The organism is Asanoa sp. NPDC049573 (genome assembly GCF_040676615.1).
Lineage (GTDB): Bacteria > Actinomycetota > Actinomycetes > Mycobacteriales > Micromonosporaceae > Asanoa.
The window spans coordinates 343,213-365,413 of the sequence record NZ_JBFAPI010000003.1; the positions used below are offsets into that span (position 1 = coordinate 343,213).

At 69.6% G+C, this 22,201-nt stretch carries 17 protein-coding genes and 2 pseudogenes; 12 read left to right on the plus strand and 7 right to left on the minus strand.

The features are described 5' to 3' along the window. Positions 1 to 6: 6 nt before the first annotated feature. The 6 genes from AB0J74_RS08610 (at position 7) to AB0J74_RS08635 (ending at position 7,532) form a co-directional block, all read left to right on the plus strand. A complete protein-coding gene (locus tag AB0J74_RS08610) occupies positions 7 to 678 on the plus strand; it encodes a response regulator transcription factor (protein ID WP_363446070.1) in 672 nt (223 codons plus the stop codon). Between the two features lie 726 nt (positions 679 to 1,404). Next, on the plus strand, positions 1,405 to 2,457 hold the full coding sequence (locus AB0J74_RS08615; RefSeq protein WP_363446072.1) for an ABC transporter permease: 1,053 nt from the start codon (positions 1,405 to 1,407) through the stop codon (positions 2,455 to 2,457). Between the two features lie 92 nt (positions 2,458 to 2,549). Further along, entirely contained in the window at positions 2,550 to 4,301 is a 1,752-nt protein-coding gene (locus AB0J74_RS08620) for an ABC transporter substrate-binding protein (RefSeq protein ID WP_363446074.1), read from the plus strand. A 102-nt stretch (positions 4,302 to 4,403) separates the two neighbouring features. Continuing rightward, positions 4,404 to 5,396 (plus strand): ABC transporter permease, encoded by a 993-nt coding sequence (locus tag AB0J74_RS08625; protein ID WP_363446076.1) that lies wholly within the window; start codon positions 4,404 to 4,406, stop codon positions 5,394 to 5,396. Between the two features lie 19 nt (positions 5,397 to 5,415). After that, positions 5,416 to 6,498 (plus strand): ABC transporter ATP-binding protein, encoded by a 1,083-nt coding sequence (locus AB0J74_RS08630; RefSeq protein WP_363446078.1) that lies wholly within the window; start codon positions 5,416 to 5,418, stop codon positions 6,496 to 6,498. Continuing rightward, entirely contained in the window at positions 6,495 to 7,532 is a 1,038-nt protein-coding gene (locus AB0J74_RS08635) for a dipeptide ABC transporter ATP-binding protein (protein ID WP_363446080.1), read from the plus strand. Before AB0J74_RS08630 ends, AB0J74_RS08635 begins: the two co-directional genes overlap by 4 nt. On the opposite strand, the gene AB0J74_RS08640 is transcribed toward AB0J74_RS08635, so the two are convergent. Beyond that, positions 7,525 to 8,457 carry a MerR family transcriptional regulator gene (locus AB0J74_RS08640; RefSeq protein WP_363446082.1) on the minus strand — a complete coding sequence of 311 codons (933 nt, stop codon included), beginning with the start codon at positions 8,455 to 8,457 and terminating at the stop codon, positions 7,525 to 7,527. The two genes, AB0J74_RS08635 and AB0J74_RS08640, sit on opposite strands and share 8 nt — an antisense overlap. A gap of 70 nt (positions 8,458 to 8,527) precedes the next feature. Between AB0J74_RS08640 and AB0J74_RS08645 the strand changes: the two genes are divergently transcribed. Further along, positions 8,528 to 9,277 carry a GNAT family N-acetyltransferase gene (locus AB0J74_RS08645; protein WP_363446084.1) on the plus strand — a complete coding sequence of 250 codons (750 nt, stop codon included), beginning with the start codon at positions 8,528 to 8,530 and terminating at the stop codon, positions 9,275 to 9,277. A 42-nt stretch (positions 9,278 to 9,319) separates the two neighbouring features. Here the strand turns inward: AB0J74_RS08645 and AB0J74_RS08650 are convergent, their stop codons facing one another. Further along, positions 9,320 to 9,613: a chorismate mutase gene (locus tag AB0J74_RS08650; RefSeq protein WP_363446086.1), complete on the minus strand. Its 294-nt coding sequence runs from the start codon at positions 9,611 to 9,613 to the stop codon at positions 9,320 to 9,322. A gap of 278 nt (positions 9,614 to 9,891) precedes the next feature. Further along, a complete protein-coding gene (locus tag AB0J74_RS08655) occupies positions 9,892 to 11,724 on the minus strand; it encodes a bifunctional metallophosphatase/5'-nucleotidase (protein WP_363446088.1) in 1,833 nt (610 codons plus the stop codon). 209 nt (positions 11,725 to 11,933) lie between these two features. On the opposite strand from AB0J74_RS08655, the gene pcrA reads away from it, so the two are divergent. Next, positions 11,934 to 14,324, plus strand: a complete 2,391-nt coding sequence (pcrA, locus tag AB0J74_RS08660) for a DNA helicase PcrA (protein ID WP_363446598.1) — start codon at positions 11,934 to 11,936, stop codon at positions 14,322 to 14,324. Positions 14,325 to 14,389: 65 nt separating this feature from the next. On the opposite strand, the gene AB0J74_RS08665 is transcribed toward pcrA, so the two are convergent. Then, a complete protein-coding gene (locus AB0J74_RS08665; protein WP_363446090.1) occupies positions 14,390 to 15,259 on the minus strand; it encodes a peptidoglycan DD-metalloendopeptidase family protein in 870 nt (289 codons plus the stop codon). Positions 15,260 to 15,551: 292 nt separating this feature from the next. After that, entirely contained in the window at positions 15,552 to 16,259 is a 708-nt protein-coding gene (locus AB0J74_RS08670; RefSeq protein WP_363446092.1) for a M23 family metallopeptidase, read from the minus strand. A gap of 345 nt (positions 16,260 to 16,604) precedes the next feature. Between AB0J74_RS08670 and AB0J74_RS08675 the strand changes: the two genes are divergently transcribed. The 3 genes from AB0J74_RS08675 to sucD all read left to right on the plus strand — a co-directional run bounded on the left by AB0J74_RS08675 (position 16,605) and on the right by sucD (position 19,391). Then, positions 16,605 to 17,009, plus strand: a complete 405-nt coding sequence (locus AB0J74_RS08675) for a cobalamin B12-binding domain-containing protein (RefSeq protein ID WP_363446094.1) — start codon at positions 16,605 to 16,607, stop codon at positions 17,007 to 17,009. Between the two features lie 314 nt (positions 17,010 to 17,323). After that, a complete protein-coding gene (sucC, locus tag AB0J74_RS08680) occupies positions 17,324 to 18,502 on the plus strand; it encodes an ADP-forming succinate--CoA ligase subunit beta (protein WP_363446096.1) in 1,179 nt (392 codons plus the stop codon). A gap of 1 nt (position 18,503) precedes the next feature. Continuing rightward, positions 18,504 to 19,391, plus strand: a complete 888-nt coding sequence (gene sucD / locus AB0J74_RS08685) for a succinate--CoA ligase subunit alpha (protein WP_363446098.1) — start codon at positions 18,504 to 18,506, stop codon at positions 19,389 to 19,391. 53 nt (positions 19,392 to 19,444) lie between these two features. On the opposite strand, the pseudogene AB0J74_RS08690 reads toward sucD, so the two are convergent. Then, positions 19,445 to 19,666, minus strand: a pseudogene (locus AB0J74_RS08690) (DUF4190 domain-containing protein); the annotation flags it as partial. A gap of 771 nt (positions 19,667 to 20,437) precedes the next feature. Here AB0J74_RS08690 and AB0J74_RS08695 point away from each other — a divergent pair. Next, on the plus strand, positions 20,438 to 21,871 hold the full coding sequence (locus tag AB0J74_RS08695) for a DUF6350 family protein (protein WP_363446100.1): 1,434 nt from the start codon (positions 20,438 to 20,440) through the stop codon (positions 21,869 to 21,871). Positions 21,872 to 21,902: 31 nt separating this feature from the next. Here the strand turns inward: AB0J74_RS08695 and AB0J74_RS08700 are convergent. Continuing rightward, a pseudogene (locus AB0J74_RS08700) lies at positions 21,903 to 22,184 on the minus strand (hypothetical protein); the annotation flags it as partial. Between the last annotated feature and the right edge of the window lie 17 nt (positions 22,185 to 22,201).

The window sequence follows — 22,201 nt, forward strand, 5'->3', positions numbered from 1 at the left end:
GCTCCGATGACCGATAGCCCGACGCCGACCGAGGCACCCCAGGCGCTGCGGGTGTTCGTCGTCGACGACCACGCCATGTTCCGGGCCGGCGTCCGCGCCGAGCTCGCCGGCCGGGTCGACGTGATCGGCGAGGCCAGCACGGTGGCCGAGGCGGTCAGCCGGATCGGCGCGCTGGAGCCCGACGTGGTGCTGCTCGACGTGCACATGCCCGACGGCGGCGGCCGCGCGGTGCTCGAGGTGGTCCGCCGGACCCACCCGCAGGTGCGCTTCCTCGCGCTGAGCGTCTCGGACGCCGCCGAAGACGTGATAGGCCTGATCCGGGCCGGTGCCCGCGGCTACGTCACGAAGACCATCTCCTCCGAGGAGCTGGCGGCCGCGATCCGCCGGGTGGCCGAGGGCGACGCGGTGTTCAGCCCGCGCCTGGCCGGCTTCGTGCTCGACGCGTTCGCGAGCCGCTCCGACACGGCGGTCGCCGACCCGGAGCTGGATCAGCTCACCAACCGCGAGCGCGAGGTGCTGCGGCTGCTGGCCCGCGGCTACGCCTACAAGGAGATCGCGAAGGAGCTGTTCATCTCCATCAAGACGGTGGAGACGCACGTGTCCAACGTGTTGCGCAAGCTTCAGATGTCGAACCGCTACGAACTCTCGCGTTGGGCCGCAGACCGCCGCCTAGTGTGAATGTTCGAATATAGGCATTTACTCGGGTTCGTGGCGGTCCAGATCGTCGCTCCCGCCAGACAGCGCTCGCTTCGCTTCGCTGCCAGGTCCGCGGTTGGTCGCGGCAACCTGTTGTTTGTCGCGGCAACCTCTTGTTTCCCGACCGGAAGTGTGTTGATCTAGGCTCGCGCGCTGCCGTGTAGACCCCGTCCGCTCCGCGCCCGCGTGGAGTCGTCCGCACCGCGAACGCTGCCGCGTGTCCCGTGCGGGGCCGGTCGCGTGGGAACTCGGTGGGCTGGAGATGGCGTGCATACCATGTCGGCGGTCCGATGTGGGACCGCCGCGGGCGGTGACCCTGCCGCGGGCGGGCCCGACGGCACGCACAACCCGCCGCGTGCCCGCAAGTTCACGACAATCTTCCGTCGCCCATGCAACCTAAAATCTCCGCCGACGCGTCTCGTCATCTGCACAGAGCGTGTCGGAATGATGGCGGTTGGCTGCTGGGCGCACTGATGGAACAGCGCAAAAACGTCCCAATCGATCGCGTGGAGGCGATTCGATTTGGTCCGATTTGCGCTGCCTTCCGTCTGATGTGCACAGTCGCCTCGCTGTTACACCTGACTGCTCGTTCGGAGACATCACTGTTATCTGAACGATGCATTCGACTATTCCGAACTCGCTTCACGACGGCTAGTTTTTGCCGAACAGGCGGAGCGACCCTTCGTCCGATCTAGGAGGCCCCCGTCCATGAGTAAGACCGACTCGGCGCCTGACGCCCCTGTAGCCGTCCCCGACGGCATGAGTGGCAACGTCGCATTGGAGGTCAACTCCCCGGCCGATGTGCCCGCAGATCAACAGCCCAAAAAGGAGTTCGTCGGGCGCTCGCCCGGCCAACTCGCGTGGCTGCGGCTCAAGCGTGACCGCACGGCGGCCGTCAGTGCCGTAACGCTGGTGGTGCTCGGCATTATCGCGTTGCTGTCGCCGGTGATCGAAGCGCTGCGGGGGATGGCGCCGACCGATCAGTTCAACGACAAGCTCAACAACTTCAGTGCCATCCCGCTGGGCTACGCCGGCGGCATGAGCGGCACGCACTGGCTCGGGCTAGAGCCGCAACTCGGCCGCGACATCCTGATGCAGTTGGTCTACGGGATGCGCACCTCGTTGCTGATCGCGTTCGCCTCCGCGATCATCGCCTCCGCGATCGGTGTCGTGATCGGAATCGTCGCCGGCTACGCCCGCGGCTGGCTCGACACCGGGATCAACTGGGTCATCGACCTGACGCTGGCCTTCCCGTTCCTGATCTTCGCGCTCGCGATCATCCCGATTCTCGAAGACCGCTTCTACGGCGACCGCGACGCGATCCCGGCCAGTTTCCGGGTCGTCCTGATCATTTCCACGTTCGCGCTCTTCAGCTGGACCTACACGGCCCGCCTCGTGCGCGGCCAGGTGATCGCGCTGCGCGAACGGGAGTTCGTCGAAGCGGCGCGCGCGGCCGGCGCCAGCACCGGCCACATCCTGTTCCGGCAGCTGCTGCCCAACATCTGGGCGCCCATCCTGGTGACGCTGTCGCTCAACGTGCCGGCCTTCATCACCACCGAGGCCGCCCTCGCGTTCCTCAACATCGGCGTGATCGAGCCGACCCCCGACCTGGGTCGCATGATCTTCAACTCGATCAAGTACGTCGCGACGGACCCGTTCTACACGCTCTGGCCGGGCTTGACGATCTTCATCCTCGTGCTCGCGTTCAACCTGCTGGGTGACTCGCTGCGTGACGCGCTGGACCCGAAGTCCTCGCGATAGCCCCGGGAAACCAAGACTTTCGCACCACGCACGTTTCGTTCGGTCGTCTCGGGAGCTGAGGTAGCCCCAGCCGGGCGGGAAGGGAGAAGATCGTGCGATTTAAAGGAGGAGCGCTGATCGTCGGCGCTCTTGCCGTGGCGCTCAGCGCCTCGGCTTGTAGTGAAACCACTCAAAATGATGGTGGCTCGAACGAGCCCGCCAAGACCCAGAGCGGTGCGATCTCATACGACGCCGCCGACAACACCGGCCCGGCCAAGGCGGTTGACGGTGCCACCAAGGGTGGCGAGATCAACGTGTTCCAGGTGGGCGACTTCGAGCACCTGGACCCGGCCCGTAACTACGTCAACGTGCAGCAGGTCACGGGCAACCTGATCTACCGGTCGCTGAACGGCTACCAGGAGAACGGCTCCGGCCAGATGAAGCTGGTCGGCGACCTGGCGACCAACCCGGGCACCGACGTCAACAAGGACTGCAAGGTCTGGGAGTTCAAGCTCCGCGACGGCCTGAAGTACGAGGACGGCTCGGCGATCACCTCGAAGGACGTCGCCTACGGCATCGCCCGTAGCTTCGCCGACGAGCTCAACGAGGGTCCGCACTACCTCCAGCAGTGGCTCTACCCGGGCGGCGCCTACAACGACACCTACAAGGGCCCCTACAACGGTGGTGCGCCGTCGCCGCAGGGCATCGAGACGCCCGACGACAAGACCATCAAGTTCACCTTCGCCGAGCCGCACTGCGACATGCCGTACGCGGCCGCGCTGCCGACGTCCGCGCCGGTTCCGCAGGCCAAGGACACCCGTGCGCAGTACGACCTGCGTCCGTTCTCGTCCGGCCCCTACAAGGTGAAGTCCTACACCCGGGACAACACGCTCGTGCTCGAGCGCAACACCAACTGGGACCCCAACACCGACCCGATCCGCAACGCCTACCCCGACACCGTGAAGTTCACCTTCACGCTCGAGGCGGAGCAGATCGCTGAGCGGCTGGTCGCCGACGCGTCCGCCGACCAGACCGGTCTGACCTGGACCGACGTTCCCCCGGCCGTGCTTCCGCGCACGACCGACCCGGCCGTCGCGCCGCGCGTCGTCAAGGGCCCCACGCAGTACGTGTGGTACTTGGCCATCAACAACCAGCGGATCTCCGACCTCAACGTCCGCAAGGCGCTCAACTACGCGCTGGACCGTGACGGCGCGCTCAAGGCGATCGGTGGCACCTCCGCCGGCTCGCCGGCCAGCACGCTGATGTCGCCGACCACCGCGGGCTTCGAGGCCTACGACGCCTACAACGTGCCGCCCACCGGCGACCCGGCGAAGGTCAAGGAGATCCTCGGCAGCACCACCCCGCCGGCGCTGGTTCTCGCGCACAGCAACACCCCGCTCCGCACCGCGCAGGCTGCGGCGATCAAGGAGGGCCTGGAGAAGTCCGGGTTCAAGATCACCCTGAAGCCGATCGAGTCGACCAGCTACTACGACGAGGTCGGTCGCAAGAACAACCCGTACGACATCTACCTGCACGGTTGGGGTTCGGACTGGCCGACCGGTTCGACGATCATCCCGCCGCTCTACGACGGTCGCGAGATCGGCCCGGAGGGCAACAACAACCTGTCCTACTTCAACGACGCCAGCATCAACACCGAGATCGACCGGGTGAAGAAGCTGCCGGCGGCGGAGCAGGACGCTGCGTGGATGGCTCTCGACAAGAAGCTCATGACTGACTTCGTGCCCGAGATCCCGGCCTACTACGACGCGACGTACGTGCTCCACGGCTCGAAGGTCGGCAACGCCTACCTGAGCGACGCGTTCGGCATCCTGCAGCTCAACAAGGTCTTCGTGAAGACCAGCTAGTAGCTCGTAACTTCGCAACGCCGTTAGGCGGGTGCGGGTGGTTCTCCTACCGGGGGGCCACCCGCACCCGGGGCGGCAGTCTCCATCGAATAGGTGCATCCCATGGTCCGGTTCATCACCCGTCGCGTGCTTGTCGGCGTCGCGACGATCATCGCGATCAGCATCATCGTCTTCGGGCTGTTCTTCGCCGTGCCGTCGTCGCCGGCCAAGGTGATGTGTGGCAAGAACTGCGACCCGGCTCAGATCGCCGCGGTGGAGACCCGGCTCGGCATTCGTGAGCCGATCACGACGCAATACACCAAGTTCATGAAGGGCATCTTCGTCGGCCGCACCTACGCCAAGGGCACCGACTTCGAGCAGCGCTGCGACGCGCCCTGCCTGGGTTACTCGTTCCGCAACAACGAGCCGGTGACGGCCATCCTCAGCCGCACCGTGCCGGTCACGATCAGCATCGTCGCCGGCGCCGCGGTGGTCTGGCTGCTGATCGGCATCTCGTTGGGCATGATCTCCGCGCTCCGAAGAGGCACGCTCTTCGACAAGGTCGCGATCGGCATCTCGCTGACCGGCGCGTCGATGCAGGTCTACTTCTTCGGCCTGATCCTGCTCTACGTCCTGGTCTACCTGACCCACTTGCTACCGTTCCCGTCCTATACGCCGATCACCCAGAATCCGGCTCAGTGGGCCCTCGGCCTGGTGCTGCCGTGGCTCACGCTCGGCTTCCTCAACTCGGCGATCTACGCCCGGCTCTCGCGCGCCCAGATGCTGGAGACACTCTCCGAGGACTACGTGCGCACCGCCCGCGCCAAGGGGCTGCCGCTGCGCCGGGTCTACACCAAGCACGCGCTGCGCGCCGCGATCACGCCGATCGTCACCATCGCCGGTCTCGACATCGGCGCGTCGCTCGGCGGCACGTTCATCACCGAAACGATCTTCGGTTTCCGCGGTCTGGGCAAGGAGACCGTCGACGCGGTCAACTTCCTCAACCTGCCGATCGTCGTCGCGACGGTGCTGCTGGCAGCAGTGTTCATCATCGTCGCGAACCTCATCGTCGACGTGCTCTACGCCGTGATCGACCCACGGGTCCGGCTGAGCTGAAGCGCGAGGGAGAACAACAGTGACCGCACCAACCTCGGCGCCACAGACCCCGGCGACCGCCGATACGGGTGCCTACCTGAGGGTCAACGACCTGCGGGTGCACTTCCCGACCGAAGACGGCGTCGTCAAGGCCGTCGAAGGCGTGTCGTTCTCGGTCGAGCGCGGCAAGACGCTGGGCATCGTCGGCGAGTCCGGCTCGGGCAAGAGCGTCACGTCGCTGACCATCATGGGCCTGCACAACACCAAGCGGGCCCGGATCTCGGGAGAGATCCTGGTCGGCGGTCGCAACGTGGTCGGCATGTCCGAAGAGCAGACCCGCCGCCTGCGTGGCCGCGACATGTCGATGATCTTCCAGGACCCGCTGTCCGCGCTGCACCCCTATTTCAAGGTGGGCGCGCAGATCGCCGAGGCCTTCCAGGTGCACCACCCGAAGGCGTCGAAGGCCGAGGCCCGCAAGCGCGCCGTCGACATGCTCGGCCGGGTCGGCATCCCGCAGCCCGCGCGCCGCGCCGACCAATACCCGCACGAGTTCTCCGGCGGTATGCGGCAGCGCGCGATGATCGCGATGGCCCTGGTCAACGACCCCGACCTGCTGATCGCCGACGAGCCGACCACCGCGCTCGACGTGACCGTGCAGGCGCAGATCCTCGACCTGCTCGAAGACCTGCAGAGCGAGTTCAACTCGGCGATCATCATGATCACCCACGACCTCGGCGTGGTCGCCCAGGTCGCCGACGACGTGCTGGTGATGTACGGCGGCCGCCAGGTCGAGTTCGGCAGCGTCGAGCAGGTCATGCGGCGCCCGCAGCACCCCTACACCTGGGGCCTGCTGGCCAGCGTGCCGTCGCTGCACGGCGACGCCGAAGCCGACCTCGTGCCGATCAAGGGCAACCCGCCCTCGCTGATCAACCTCCCGACCGGCTGCGCGTTCCACCCGCGCTGCCGCTACGCCGGCCGCAACGGCGACCGCTCGTTCACCGAGGTGCCCGAGCTCCACCAGGTCCAGGAGCGTGGACACCTGGTCGCCTGTCATCTGTCAGAGGCCGACCGCAAGAAGTTCTACGCCGAAGACATCGCACCGTCCGCTGGAGTCGCGCAATGACCGAGACCCTGGTTCAGGAGCCCGGCGCAGCGCCGGTCGAGCCGTCCCGTCGCCGGGCCGAGCCGCTGCTGATCGTCGACGACCTGACCAAGCACTTCGCGGTGCGGTCCGGGATGTTCGGCAAGTCCGGCCTGGTGCGCGCCGTCGACGGCGTGAGCTTCTCGGTCGACGCGGGCGAGACGCTCGGGCTCGTCGGTGAGTCCGGCTGTGGCAAGACCACGACCGGCCGGATGCTGGTCCGCCTGCTCGAGCCGACCAGCGGGAAGATCACCTTCGAGGGCAAGGACATCAGCCACTCGAAGGGTTCCGGCCTGCGTCAGCTCCGGCAGGACATGCAGATCATCTTCCAGGACCCCTACGCGTCGCTCAACCCGCGCCACACGGTCGGCCGCATCGTCGCGATGCCGCTGCAGGTCAACGGCATCAAGCCGCCGGGCGGCGTGAAGAAGCGCGTCCAGGAGCTGCTGGAGCTGGTCGGCCTCAACCCGGAGCACTACAACCGTTACCCGCACGAGTTCTCCGGCGGCCAGCGGCAGCGCATCGGTGTGGCCCGCGCGCTCGCCCTGCGCCCGAAGATCATCGTGGCCGACGAGCCGGTTTCCGCGCTCGACGTGTCGATCCAGGCCCAGGTCATCAACCTGCTGCGCGAGTTGCAGCGCGAGCTTGACCTGGCGTTCGTCTTCATCGCGCACGACCTGGCCGTGGTCCGCCACTTCTGCCAGCGGATCGCCGTGATGTATCTCGGCAAGATGGTCGAGGTGGGCGACCGCGAGATGATCTACGAGCGCCCCGCCCACCCCTACACCCGCGCGCTGCTCTCGGCCGTGCCCGACGTGACGAAGATGGGCGCCTCGGGCCGGATCCGGCTGGAGGGCGACGTCCCGACGCCGCTCAACCCGCCGTCGGGCTGCCGCTTCCGCACCCGGTGCTGGAAGGCGCAGGAGATCTGCGCCACCCAGGAGCCACCGTTGAGCATCAAGCCGAACGGGTCGCTGGCCGCGTGCCACTTCCCGGAGGACGGCACGATCAAATAGCAGGACGCTCTTCGAGCGCGGTGATCAACCACTCGAAGACCGGCGCGAGCGGCGGCGGGACCGGCCAGTCGTTGATGATGTCGATCAGGTGCACGTAGCGCTCGGTCCGCGGTTCGTTGGCGGTGCGCAGCCGGGTCAGCAGCTTGGCCCGGTATGCGGCGCTGTCGCTCGTCTGGAACGTCTCGGCGTAGCGGGCGACGACCTCGTCGAGCACCTCGCTGGCCGCCGGCGAGGCCGGGTCGACGCCGGCCGCGATCGCCGCGGTGACCCGGTCGCGCACCTTGATGGTCAGCTCGTGGTGCAGGCCCATCCGGCCGCCGTCGGCGCGCTCGGCCGCCTGGTGTGCGGCCATCCGCCGCACGCTGGCGATGAAGTCCTCGTCCTGCACGAGTTCGGCCAACTCGATCCAGGCGTCGACCTGTGCGGTGGTCGGCTCGTCGGGCAGGTAGGGCCGCATCGACCGCAGCAGCTCGACGAAGTCGTCGTTGGCTTCGAGGCCGCCGAACGTCTTGTCGATGAAGTCGTTGATCAGCCGGTGTCTCTCGTCTTCGGACAGTTGGACGACGCGGTGCATGAACTCCAGCTCCTTCGGGTCTGATCCCCGCCTGGCCACCGCCCGCAACACCGCCCGGCGCAGCCGCAGGATGCGGATCTGCACGTCGAGCGCGTCGGCGTGGGCGGCCGCGGCCTGCGCCACCGACAGCTCCTCGGCCAGCACCCGGCGGATCGCCCCCAGATCCAGGCCCAGTTCGCGCAGCGTGCGGATGAGGTCCAGGCGGGCGACGGCCGCGACGTCGTAGCGGCGGTGGTTGGCGGAACTACGGTCGGTCGGCGGCAGCAGCCCCGCGTCGGAGTAGAACCGGATCGTCCGCACCGGCAGTCCGGTGCGGCGCGCCAGGTCACCGATCGAGTAGTGCTCCCGCATGCCGATCACTCTGCAACCTCCACCGGGTGGAGATGCAACCCCGACAACGGTGGCGGCTACGGTCATGCCCATGGGGGAACAGGCAACCGTCGCGGTCGAGGCGTGGCTCCGGGCGATCGGGCTGTGTGCCGACGCGCTGCCCGGCGGCTTCGCGCGCACCGGTCCGCACGGCACCACCGAGATCATCACCGGCTTACCGGTGCCGTCGCTCAACGGCGTCTTCGCCGTCACCGGCGCCGCCGACGTGGCCGAGGTGTCGGCCTATGCCGGCTCGCCGCGGCTGGCCACCGTGCCCTGGAGCGTCCAGGTGCGCGACGACGACGCCGAGCGGTTCGCGCCCGTCGCCGCGCGGCACGGACTGGCCCGGCGGATGCCGCTGCCGTTCATGCTCGCGGAGCTCACCGGGCCGGTGGACGCCGATCCGGCCGTCCGCCGGGTGTCCGGTGCCGACGGCGACCTTTACCGCAAAGCCCTCGCCGACGGCTACGAAGCCCCCGAGTCGATCTTCGACGGGTTCAGCGGGCCCGCGTTGCTCGACCACCCGGCCATGCGCGCGTATGTCGTCGAGGTCGCCGGCACCGTGGTCGCCACGTCGTTCGGCGTGCTGGTGGGCGACCAGATCGGCATCTTCAACATCGCGGTCCCGCCGGAGCACCGGCGGCGCGGCTACGGCCGTGCGGCCACCGCGGCGGTGCTGCGCGACGGGTACGCGGCCGGCGCGCGCCACGCCTTCCTGCACGCCACCGAACTGGGCGAGCCGCTCTACGAGTCGATGGGCTTCCGCACCGCGCAGACCTGGGCCGTATTCCTGCCCGCCTGACCCCGGGCCGGCCGGCACCCCTGCGGGCCCGGCCGACGCGGGTCAGAGCGCGCCGCGGCCGGCCCGGAGGATCAGCAAAGCCAGTTGGGTGCCGTCGGCGCCCAGCGCGGTGCGGAACTTCTCCAGGATCTCCCGCTCGCGGGACAGCACGAGGCGAGTGCCGCCGGACGCCACCCGGGTCGCGCCGACCTGCTGGGACAGGGCCGCGCGCTCCTGCCACAACTCGATGATCGCGGCGTCGATCTCGTCGATGCGCTCGCGCATGCCCCGGATCCGTTTGGCGGCGTCGGCGTCTTCGGTCCCGGTGCTCGGCTGGGCGACGGCGTTGGTGCTCATTTCGTGCTCCTCGGAGGCCATCTCACTGTTTCTCTGGCTGGTCGGCGGGCCGCTTGGACCCCGAGGCCGAGAAAAGCCCCGGGCTCCAGGAGCCCGGGGCTTCTCGCAGGTCTTGTGTTCAGGCGCGACCTACGGCTGCCGGACTCCCGGTGCCGTAGTAAAAGTAGGATCGCGACCGCTGGATCACGTTGGCAAGTATGCCCGCGTGCCCAAACCGACGCAAGAGCGACCAGGGTGTGGCGCCCACCGCTTGCCGCCGTGGGCGCCACACCACCGGGTCAGCCGAGCCGGGTGATCCGGTTGGCCGGGCCGGGTGCGACCGGGGCGTTCGCGCCCAGGTAGCCGACCAGCGCGTCGACGTCGAAGCCGGGGGCGGTGGTGCGGTTGGTGCCCGCGGTCAGGTTGGTGAAGCCGTCACCACCGTTGGCCAGGAAGTCGTTGGTGGTGAGCCGGTAGGTGGCGGCCGGGTCGATCGGGGTGCCGTTGAGCGCCAGGTCGCTGACTCGCGAACCCGCCGGCAGCCGCGTGTCATAGGTGTAGGTGAAGCCCGCCGACACCTGGAGCACCCGCTGCGTCGTCTGCCCGCCGAAACCGGGGAACTGCTGCTCCAGCACGTTCTTGAGCTGCGCCCCGGTCACCGTCTGGGTGACCACCAGGTTGTTGAACGGCTGGACGGTGAACGCCTCGCCGTAGGTGACCTGGCCGGGTGCCTCGCCGCCGGGGGAGTTGGCGAACGTGAGCGAGGCCCGGATGCCGCCCGGGTTCATGAACGCGATCTGGGCGCCGTCGGCCTGGGTCCAGCCGAGTTGGGCGTCGGCGATCACGTCGCCGAGCGGGCTCTCCTGGTTGGCCGCGGTGTCCCTGGTGATGTCGCCGGTGATCGAGCCGACGATCCGGTTGCTGATCGGCGCCACCGCGGTGCGGTATTTGTCGGCCAGGCGCTTCGCGGCCGGGTCGACCAGTGCCGGGTTGCGCACGAACGTGCCGTCGGGGTTGGTCTGGTAGGTGCCGTCGGCGTTGCGGATGCCGTTCTCGGCGATCACGTTGCGCGCGGTGATCTCGGCGAACCTGCCGGTCTTCTTGTCGAGCGAGTAGTCGATGTCGGTGACGATCTGGCCGTTGGTGCCGGCGCTGGTGACCACGACGTCGTTGCCCGCCGAGTTGGGCAGCTTGCACGAGTAGAACCGGTGGGTGTGCCCGGAGACGACGATGCCGTACTCGGGGCGCAGGCCCTTGACGATGTCGACGACCGGCCCGCTGAAGTTGTTGCAGCCGTCGACCGGCTGCGGCGTGCCGGATTGCGCGCCACCCTCGTGCAGCAACAGCACCATCGACTTGACGCCGAGCAGGCGCAGCAGGGTCGCGTACTTGTTGGCGGTCTCGATCTCGTCTTTGAAGGTGACCGAGGTGATGCCGGCCGGGTTGACGATGCCGGGGGTGCCCTCGAGGGTCATGCCGACGAAGCCGACCGGCACGCCGCCGACGATCCGGATGTTGAACGGCAGCAGCAGCGGCAGGTTGAGCCGCTTGGTCACCACGTTGGCCGCGAGGTAGGTGAAGTCGGCGCCGTAGAACGGGTCGCCGTCCTGACAGCCGTCGACGGGGTGGCAGCCGCCGTATTGCAGGCGCTGCAGCTCGTCGGTGCCCTCGTCGAACTCGTGGTTGCCGACCGAGGTGATCTCCATGCCCAGCACGTTGAGCAACTCGATCGTGGGCTCGTCGTGGAACGCGGCGCTGACCAGCGGCGACGCGCCGACCATGTCGCCGGCGCCGACCGTGGTGCTGAGGCGGTGTTCGCCCTCGGCCTCAGCGCGCAGCTTCTTGACCGCGGTGGTCAGGTATTCGGAGCCGCCGGCCGGGACCCCGTTGACCGCGGCGCCGGACCCGGTGGGCGGGTCGATGGAGCCGTGGAAGTCGTTGAAGGCGAGCAGGTTGCCCTCGGCGAGGTTGGCACCGTGCGAGTTTCCGAACGCCACGGAGACGGGCGCCAGCGCGGGTGCGGCCGCCGCGGGGGACGCACCGGCCCCGGGCAGGGCGACGATCACCCCGAGGGTGAGGACCGGTGCTGCGAGGTAGCGCAGCAAGCGGCCAGGTCGACTCGTGATCGGCATGTCACTTCCTGTGTGATCGAGGGGGGCGTCACCCGGACGAGGGGACGCGACAGAGGTCATCGTTCTCTTTCGGGCGACAAGACACCAGAGGCTCATCGATGACAACACGGTGTCGGATAGGCACACGGACCTGCCGTCGGGGAGCCCGGAAGTTGTCGGACGGTCGGAATAGACTTCGCGGTGCGATGCGTGCTCTCTTCGAAATCCCGATGTCCGACGGCGGCGAAGCCGCGGTGCCCGTGCCCGACGGCGACCAGCCGCGCCGGCCCGCGCGCCCCAAACTCGACCCCGAGGCGCTGTTGTCCGGGCTCAACGGGCCACAGCGCGACGCGGTCACCCACGCCGGGTCGCCGCTGCTGATCGTGGCCGGTGCGGGCTCGGGCAAGACCCGGGTGCTGACCCACCGCATCGCCTACCTGCTGGCCGCCCGCGACGTGCACCCCGGCCAGGTCATCGCGATCACGTTCACCAACAAGGCCGCCGGCGAGATGAAGGAGCGCGTCGCGTCGCTGGTCGGCCCGCGCGCCCGGCTGATGTGGGTGTCGACGTTCCACTCGGCCTGCGTGCGCATCCTGCGCGCCGAGCACGAGCACGCCGGGCTCAAGTCGACCTTCTCGATCTACGACGCCGACGACTCCCGCCGGCTGATGCAACTCGTCGCGCGCGAGCTCGACCTCGATCCCAAGCGCCACCCGGCCCGCGGCCTGGCCGCGCAGGTGTCCAATTTGAAGAACGAATTGGTCGACCCGGAGACCTTCGCCGACCGGGCCAAGGGCCCGATGGAGCGCGCCGTCGCCGAGGCCTACACGCTCTACCAGCGCCGCCTCAAAGAGGCACACGCGCTCGACTTCGACGACCTGATCATGACGACGGTGCACCTGTTCCAGTCGCACCCGCACGTGGCCGAGACCTACCGGCGGCGCTTCCGACACGTGCTGGTCGACGAATACCAGGACACCAACCACGCGCAATACCAGTTGATCAAGGAGCTGGTCTCCGGCACCGAGGGCGTCGAGCCGGCCGAGCTGTGCGTGGTCGGCGACGCCGACCAGTCGATCTACGCGTTCCGCGGCGCGACGATCCGCAACATCCTCGAGTTCGAGCGCGACTACACCGACGCCCGCACGATCCTGCTGGAGCAGAATTACCGCTCCACCCAGACGATCCTCAACGCCGCCAACGCGGTGATTTCCCGCAACCCGTCGCGCAAGCCCAAGCGGCTGTGGAGCGACCAGGGCGCGGGCGAGAGCATCGTCGGCTACGTGGCCGACACCGAGCACGCCGAGGCCGACTGGGTCGCCCGTGAGATCGACCGGCTGACCGACGACGCCCAAGCCCGCCCGGGCGACGTGGCCGTCTTCTACCGCACCAACGCGCAGTCCCGGGTCTTCGAAGAGGTGTTCATCCGGGTCGGCCTGCCCTACAAGGTGGTCGGCGGGGTCCGGTTCTACGAGCGGCGCGAGGTCCGCGACGCGCTGGCCTACCTGCGCGCGATCGTCAACGACGACGACACGGTCAGCATCCGCCGGGTGATGAACACGCCTCGGCGGGGCATCGGCGACCGGGCCGAGGGCGCGATCGAGGCCCTGTCCAGCCGCGACCGCATCTCGTTCGGGGCCGCGATGCGCCGGGCCAGCGAGGCGCCGGGCATCTCCAGCCGCGCCCTGAGCGGCATCGGCGACTTCGTGGCGCTGCTCGAGGGCCTGCGCGAGCTGTCCGACACGGCACCGCCCGAAGAGGTGCTCGAGGCCGCGTTGACCCGCTCGGGCTATCTGGCCGAGCTCGAGGAGAGCACCGACCCGCAAGACGCCGGCCGGGTCGAAAACCTGCAGGAGCTGGTCAGCGTCGCGCGCGAGTTCACCGAGCGGGTCGAGGGCAACGACGAGCAGGCCACCCTGGCCGGCTTCCTCGAGCAGGTCGCCCTGGTCGCCGACGCCGACCAGGTCCCCTCCGACGACCCCGAGCACCAGGGCGTGGTCACCCTGATGACGCTGCACACCGCCAAGGGCCTCGAGTTCCCGATCGTCTTCCTGACCGGTCTCGAAGACGGCGTCTTCCCGCACATGCGCGCCCTGGGCGACAACACCGAGCTCGAAGAGGAGCGCCGCCTGGCCTACGTCGGCATCACCCGGGCACGGCAGCGCCTCTACCTGTCGCGGGCGGTCACCCGCTCGGCGTGGGGCGCGCCGTCCTACAACCCGACCTCGCGCTTCGTCGCCGAGCTGCCCGAAGAGCTGGTCCGCTGGGAGCGCACCGAGGGCGCCTACACGTCGTGGTCGGGCAGCGGCGGCGGCGTGGGCGGCCGGTCCACCACGTCACCCAGCGGCGGCGCGGCCCGCGGCGGCGGCTTCTCCGGCGGCACCCCGAAGGCGGCGGCCCTGGCCCAGCGGCTCGGCATCGACGGCAGCAAGCTCTCGACGGCCAGCGAGCTGCGCCAGGCCCCCAAGGTGGCGGTCGGCGACCGCGTCAACCACCAGCGCTACGGCCTCGGCCGGGTCCTGGCTGTCGAGGGCCAGGGCCCCAACGCCCGTGCCCAGATCGACTTCGGCGACCAGACCATGTGGCTCGTCCTCCGGCATGCCCCGGTCGAAAAGCTCTAGAAGCTGACGGTGGGCCCGGTCCGACGAACGGACCGGGCCCACCATCTACCGGGGGGTGGGGTAGCTCAGCAGCCGACGATCGGCACGCCCTTGGCCTTCAGGAACGGCGCCGGGTCGATCTGGTTCCACATGGCGCCCTGGTGCACCTCGAAGTGCAGGTGGGGGCCGGTCGAGTCGCCGGTGGAGCCCTCGTAGCCAATGACCTGGCCGGCCTTGACGGTCTGCCCGACCTCGACGGCCGTGCGGTTCATGTGGGCGTAGTGGGTGTAGATGCCGTTGCCGTGGTCGATGACGACCGAGATGCCGTAGCCGGTGTAGTTCCAGCCAGCGGCGAACACGGTGCCCGCGGCGGCGGCGAGTTCGGGCGTGTTCTCCGGCATCGCGAAGTCTATGCCCTGGTGCGGCACTCCCCAGCGGATGCCGAAGCACGACGTCACCTCGGAGCCGGGCATCGGCGAGGTCCAACCGGCCTTGGAGACCACCGGGCCGGCCTTCGGCGCGACCTTCTTGGGGGTGGTCTTCGGAGCGACCTTCTTGGTCGCCGGGGGCTTCACGACCGCCTTGGGCGGCGTCGCGAGCTCCAGCGAGGCCTTGGGGGTGGCGCTCGCGGTGGTGGGGCTCACGGTGGGAACCGCGAGGGGCGAGCGCACGGCGCGGTCGGCGCGGCTGGCGGCGTCGGCGCGGGCCTGCTGGTCAGCGACCGCGATCGTGTCCGGAGTCGACTCATCGTTACCGAGAGTAGCGACGGCGCCACCCGCGATGCCGAGGCCGAGGAGGCCGACGGCGGCCAGCGCAACCACGCGGCCACGCCCGGCGAAGCCGAGGCGCACGCGGTCGCGGAGGCCGAGCGGCGACGGGGGCGTCTGCTCGGTGTGGCCGTCCTGAGCGCTGTTCTCGGGCTCGCGGTGCTGGCCGTACGGGTAGTTCGATTGCACGAGGGGGAACCTCCGTGGTTGTGCGGCACGGACCGGGAAATGTTTGTACGAGCCGTGTGCAGCCCAGCGATGGCCATCCGAAGGCCGTGGTGATGACCACGCTGAGTGAGGGCGGCTATGTCCCGATCTGGCCCGCTACAACCCGGTACGGGTTCCGCTCAGCGGAGTGGCGGCCGTCACATCGGCCGGTGTGGCGCAGGAAACTTTGCCTGGTCAGGGGCGACAAAAAACCGCCCATCGCGTTGGCGACGGGCGGTTCGACGGACAATACCCTGGGTGCGGGGCCGGCTACTCAGCCGTAGATTGAGTCCACTTGTAGCTGGATGTCCACTCCGCGCTCGCGGAAGAACGGGATCGGGTCGGTGGATTCGCCGTTGACCTGCGTTTCGATGGTCAACTGCGGCCCGCGGGCGTGGCCGGTGCTGCCGACCAGGCCGATCATGTCGCCCGCTTTGACCTGCTGGCCCTTCTGCACGAGCAGCTGCCGGGCATGTGCGTAGATGACCTCGCTGCCGTCGCCGTTGTCGATGATCACGGCCATGCCGTAGCCACCGATCCAGCCGGCTTCCTTGACGACACCGTCGTGCACGGCGGAGAACGGCGCGCCCTCGGGCGCGACCAGGTCGATCCCGGCGTGCAGCTCGTTGCCCTGCATGCCGTAGGGGGTGGTGAAGGTGTAGCCGGAGAGCGGGAGCTGCCAGACGTCGGGAGACTCGGCGAGCGAGGTCTCCAACTTGTTTTCCGTGCGCTCGGACCGCGAGGCCTTGCTGGCTTCCTGTGCGCGAGCCTGCAGGGCGTTGTCGACGCCGCCGTCGTGCAGGCTGGCGAGGACCTGGGGGTCGACCGTCTTCGCGTCCGGCATCGCGCTGGCGCCGAGGGCGACCACACCGGCTCCGACGAACGCGCCGGTGACGACGATCGCGTAGCGGCTGCGAGGCGGGGTAGGGACGCGTCGCCGACCGCGATATCGGTCCTTCTCAGACGACAAGCGCTGGCGCACGCACACCCTCCGTTGTCGGAACAGCTTGGGCGGTCATGGCGTCAGTCACGGGGGGTGAACGCCGGTGATCCGCAGTGCCTTTCCGGGGGGAACGGATTGGCAGCCGTGGGACACGGTAGCCAACCCTTAAGCGACTCTCAAGTTGGACGAGCGTTTCGCGGACATTAAGTCCGACCGTCCGCAGTGGAATGCCTGATTTCGTAACCTTTTGTGGGGAGCCTCGTTAATAGCTCTCCGTCACATTGAGCATTACTTATTGTTATGTGGCGCGCCGAGCCCGGTGTCGCCCCTACGGGGTTGACCGGGTTACCGTTCGTTCAGGCAATGAAGCCCTGTGGAGGATCGATGAGCTCACGAGTGCGGGTCGTGGTCGCCAAGCCCGGGCTGGACGGGCACGACCGTGGCGCGAAGATTGTCGCGCGCGCGTTGCGCGACGCGGGCATGGAGGTCGTCTACACCGGCCTGCATCAGACGCCGGAGCAGATTGTCGAGACCGCCATCCAGGAAGACGCCGACGCCGTCGGCCTGTCCGTTCTGTCGGGCGCGCACATGACGCTGTTCAAGCGGGTTATCGAACTGCTCGAATCCCGGGGCGCCGCCGATATCGTCGTGTTTGGCGGGGGCATCATTCCCGAAGAGGACATTCCCGAGCTGAAGCGGATAGGCGTGGCAAAGATCTTCACGCCGGGCGCGACCACCCAGACCATCGTCGAATGGGTGCGGGAAAACGTCGCGCAACCAGTCAGTTAAGGGAGAGGCCGGACGCACCCCTCACACGCCCGGCCTCTCTATGCACGATGCCCCGCCGCCACCCCTCGACCGACAGGGCATCGGCCGTCTTCGTCGGCTTTGTCGCTTGCGTGCCGACACTGAAGTCAACGACGCCCTTATCCGGCGGTTACGCGCCATCTCAGAAATTTCCGGAAGCCGGCCACCTGTGGAGTGCCGCACACCCGCGACCCGGCCGGGTTGCCGACGCCGCCCGCGTGGATAGGCTCCTGGCAAACACCAGAATGGGCGCGGCGCAAGGGTGCGCCGCGGAGACGAGGACGGGACGCGTAAACGTGGACCTGTACGAGTACCAGGGGCGCGATCTCTTCGAGCGACACGGGCTCCCCGTGCTCGCCGGTGGTGTCGCCGAGACCCCCGAGGAGGCCCGCGCGATCGCCGAACGGCTCGGTGGCCGCGTGGTCGTGAAGGCTCAGGTCAAGGTCGGTGGCCGTGGCAAGGCGGGCGGCGTCAAGCTGGCCGACGGCCCGGATGAGACGGTGGCCCGGGCGACCGACATCCTCGGGATGGACATCAAGGGCCACACGGTCCACAAGGTGATGCTCGCGGAGACCGCCGACATCGCCGAGGAATACTACTTCTCCTACCTGCTCGACCGCGCCAACCGCACGTTCCTGTGCATCGCGAGCGTGGCCGGCGGCATGGATATCGAGCAGGTCGCCGCGGAGACCCCCGACAAGGTCGCCAAGGTCGCCATCGACCCCAATAAGGGCGTCGACGTCGCGACCGCGCGCGAGATCGTCACCCAGGCGCAGTTCCCGGCCGAGGTCGCCGACGAGATCATCGAGATCGCGATCAAGCTGTGGCGGGCGTTCGTGGCCGAAGACGCCACGCTGGTCGAGGTCAACCCCCTCGCCAAGGTGGCAAGCGGCCGGGTGCTCTGCCTCGACGCGAAGGTGACCCTCGACGAGAACGCCGGCTTCCGGCACCCCGACCACGAGGCGCTGGTCGACCAGAGCGCGGTCGACCCGATCGAGCAGGCCGCCAAGGCCAAGGACCTCAACTACGTCAAGCTCGACGGCCAGGTCGGCATCATCGGCAACGGCGCGGGCCTGGTCATGTCGACGCTCGACGTGGTCGCCTACGCGGGCGAGGGGCACGGCGGCGTCAAGCCGGCCAACTTCCTCGACATCGGCGGCGGCGCGAGCGCGGCCGTGATGGCCAACGGCCTGGAGATCGTGCTGTCCGACCCGAGCGTGAAGAGCGTCTTCGTCAACGTCTTCGGCGGCATCACCGCCTGCGACGAGGTCGCGAACGGCATCATCCAGGCGCTGGCACTGCTCGAGCAGCGCGGCGAGGCGGTCACCAAGCCGCTGGTCGTGCGCCTGGACGGCAACAACGCCGAGGCCGGTCGCGCGATCCTCGACGGCGCGGCCAACCCGCTGGTCGAGCGGGTAGACACAATGGATGGTGCGGCCGAGCGCGCCGCCGAACTCGCGGCTGCGGGGGTCTGAGATGGCAATCTGGCTGACCAAGGACTCGAAGGTCATCGTGCAGGGGATGACCGGCTCCGAGGGTTCCAAGCACACGCGCCGCATGCTGGCCGCGGGCACCCACGTCGTCGGCGGCGTCAACCCGCGTAAGGCGGGCACCACCGTCGACTTCGACGGCACCGCGCTGCCGGTGTTCGCGTCGGTCGCCGACGCGATGAAGGAGACCGGCGCCGACGTGTCGGTCATCTTCGTGCCGCCGGCACACACCAGGTCCGCGGTGGTCGAGGCGATCGACGCCGAGATCCCGCTGGCCGTGGTGATCACCGAGGGCGTGCCGGTGCACGACACCGCCGCGTTCTGGGCCTACAACGTCGAGAAGGGCCAGAAGACCCGGATCATCGGGCCCAACTGCCCCGGCATCGCCTCGCCCGGTGCGTCCAACGCCGGCATCATCCCCGCCGACATCACGCCCGCCGGCCGGATCGGCCTGGTCAGCAAGAGCGGCACGCTGACCTACCAACTGATGTACGAGCTGCGCGACATCGGCTTCTCGACCAGCGTGGGCATCGGCGGCGACCCGGTGATCGGCACGACGCACATCGACGCGCTGGCGGCGTTCCAGGACGACCCCGACACCGACGCGATCGTCATGATCGGTGAGATCGGTGGCGACGCGGAGGAGCGCGCGGCCGCGTTCATCAAGGAGAACGTGACCAAGCCGGTGGTCGCCTACATCGCCGGCTTCACCGCGCCGCCCGGCAAGACCATGGGCCACGCGGGCGCGATCATCTCCGGCTCGTCCGGCACCGCCGACGCCAAGAAGGCGGCGCTGGAGGCGGCCGGGGTGCGCGTCGGCAAGACGCCGAGCGAGACCGCGCGACTGATGCGCGAGGTCATCCAGAACGGCTAGACCACGACAGGGGTACGGGGGACGGCGCGCTGCCGTCCCCCGTTTCGCTGTCTTCAGTGGTAGTAGACCCCGGGGTACTGCCGGGTGAAGTTGAGCACGAGGCTGGCCACGATGTTGATCACGCTGAGCGCGATCGCCAGCCAGCCGAGCAGTTGTGACCGTCCGAAGCGGCGGGCGTCCCTGAGCGACAGGATGCCGAAGATGATGCCCAGCACGCCGCAGCAGATCAGGCCGATGACGATGCCGAGCGCGCCCCAGAACGTGGTGTGGTCCTGCGCGCCCCAGCCCGACCCGCGCCCGTAACGCGGCCCGCCGGGACCACCCGGCCCGCCGGGACCACCCGGTCCGCCGCCACCACCGCCCGGCGGTCCGTAGCCCGGCTGGCCCGGTGGGTAGCCGCCGGGCGGCCCGTAGGGCGGCTCCTGACCCGGCGGGTAGCCCGCGGGCGGCGGATATCCGGTGCCCGGAGGCGGCTCCTGACCTGGCGGGTAGCCCGCGGGCGGCGGATACCCGGTGCCCGGGGGCGGCTCCTGACCCGGCGGGTAGCCCGCGGGCGGCGGATACCCGGTGCCCGGCGGCGGCTCCTGGCCCGGCGGCGGATAGGACGGATAACCGGGTTCCTGGCCGGGGTGGTTCGCCGGCGCGGCCGGGTAGTCGGCCGGGGTGCCGGGCGCCGGCGGATAGGCGCCCGGCGGATCTGGCTGCGCTCCGGGCGTCACCGGCCCGCCGGGCGGGTAGGACGGCCCGGTCGGCCCGTAGTCGGGGTCCGACGGCGGCTCGGCCGGCCCCGACCCCGACTCGCCCGGGCCGCCAGGGCCGCCGGGTGGTGGCGAGCCGGCTGGTCGGTGCGGCTCGTCCGGCTCCTGCCCGCGGGGCGGATACTCGGCGGTCATGCGACGCCTCCCGGTCGTTCGGACCGATTACACGGTTCGCCGTATGCTATCTCCTGCTTTACGAGGGTTGTCCGCTTTCGCCGGTTGACGCGATGATCGATGTCCGTGGTGTCGCGCCGGGCCGGTGGGGCCGGCGTGAAAAAGTAGGCGGCGATGCGCAGTCCGACCCCTGACGGCCAACCACCGGCCGCCGACGACCAGCGGGACCCGCCGGCGGGCCCCATCCCCGGCATGGGCACGGACCAGTCGGCGATCGGTTTGGACCTGCCCCGCCACGACGATCCGCCGTTGCGCCGCCCGCCCGAGGTCGACTCCGATCCCGAACCGGGACTCGAGCCCGACAACCGGCTCACCGAGCGGATCGACGTCGGCAACCGCGAGACCGTCCGGCTGCCCCGCCAGCGGTCGGCGCCGCGCGACGCCGGCCGGGCGCCACTGTTGATCGCGGGGTCGGTCGCCGCCCTGTTCGCCGCGGCCGTCTCGTTCCTCCCGGTCGCTGTCGCGCTCACCCTGGCCCAGCTCACCGAGGGGGTCAGCGAACTCGGCGGGGCCACCCAGGCCGGGCTGGCCGGCTGGCTGCTGGCGCACGGCGTACCCGTGGGCACGTCGCTCGGTCCGCTCGGTCTGCCACCCCTCGCGATCGCCGTCTTCGCCGCGTGGCGGGTGGCCCGTGCCGGGGTGCACACCAGCCGCGCCTACGGCATCGCCCAGCGCGGCTCACCGCTGCAGGCCGCGACCGTGGCCATCACCGTGGGGCTCGGCTACGGCGTGGTCGGCACCGCCGCCGCGCTGCTGGCCGACCAGCCCGGCATCCAGGTCTCCGCGCTGCGGGCGTTCCTGCACCTCACCGTCTTCGGCACGCTCGCGGCGCTGGTCGGCGCCCTGCGGGTGACCGGGGCCCTGCGGGTCACCGCGGTGCGGATGCCGCCGGTGCTCCGCGACGGGATCCGCACCGGCGTGGTCGGCGCGGTCCTGGTTCTCGGCACCGGCGCCGCGATGGCCGGGCTGTCCATCGCGCTCAGCGGCGGCGACGCGGCCGACGTGCTCGGCGCCTACCGCACCGGGGTCGCCGGCCAGGTCGGCATCACCCTGATCTGCCTGGCCTACGCGCCCAACGCCGCCGTCTGGGCGACCGCCTACCTGCTCGGCCCCGGCTTCGCCGTGGGCGTCGACACCACCGTGCGGACGACCGAGGTCGACGTCGGCTCGCTGCTGCCGCTGCCGCTGGCCGCCGGCATCCCCAAGGGCCCGGTCGGCGGCCTGGGCGCGCTGCTGCTCGCCTTGCCCCTGGTGGCCGGCATGATCGCGGGCTGGCTGCTGGCCCGCCGGGTGCTCCGGTTGCGGGCCGGCGACCGCTACGGCCGGCACCGTTCGTGGGGTGCGCTGGTCGGCGCGGCCGCGGTCGGCGGGCCGGTCGCGGGCCTGCTGCTCGGCCTGGCCGCGCAGGTCTCCCGCGGCTCGGTCGGCGGGCCGCTGCTGGCCGACATGGGCCCGGTGGCCTGGCAGGTCGCCCTGGCCGGAACGGTGGTCGTCACGATCGGCGCCACCGTGGGTGCCGCCGCCACCCGGGCCCTCGCCGGCCCGTAGGCCAACGCGCGAGGACCCGGGGAACGCTGGGTCAGTTGCCGGGAAGATTGACGCTGAGGATCACCGTCAGGATGATCAGCAGGATGCCCAGCCCGGCACCGACGATGCCGCAGATGAACCCGGTCTGGGCCTGGCTGCCGTTGTTGGCGAGGCCCTGTGCCACCTTCTGCTTGCCCAGATAGCCGAGCACGATGGCGGCGATGCCGAAGATCAGGCCGATGCCACGGCAGCAGGCGAGCGGGATCGAGATGATGCCGAGGATCATCGACACGAGGCCCAGCGTGTTCTGCGGCTGCGCGGGCGGGCCATATCCGGGCGGCCCGTAGCCCT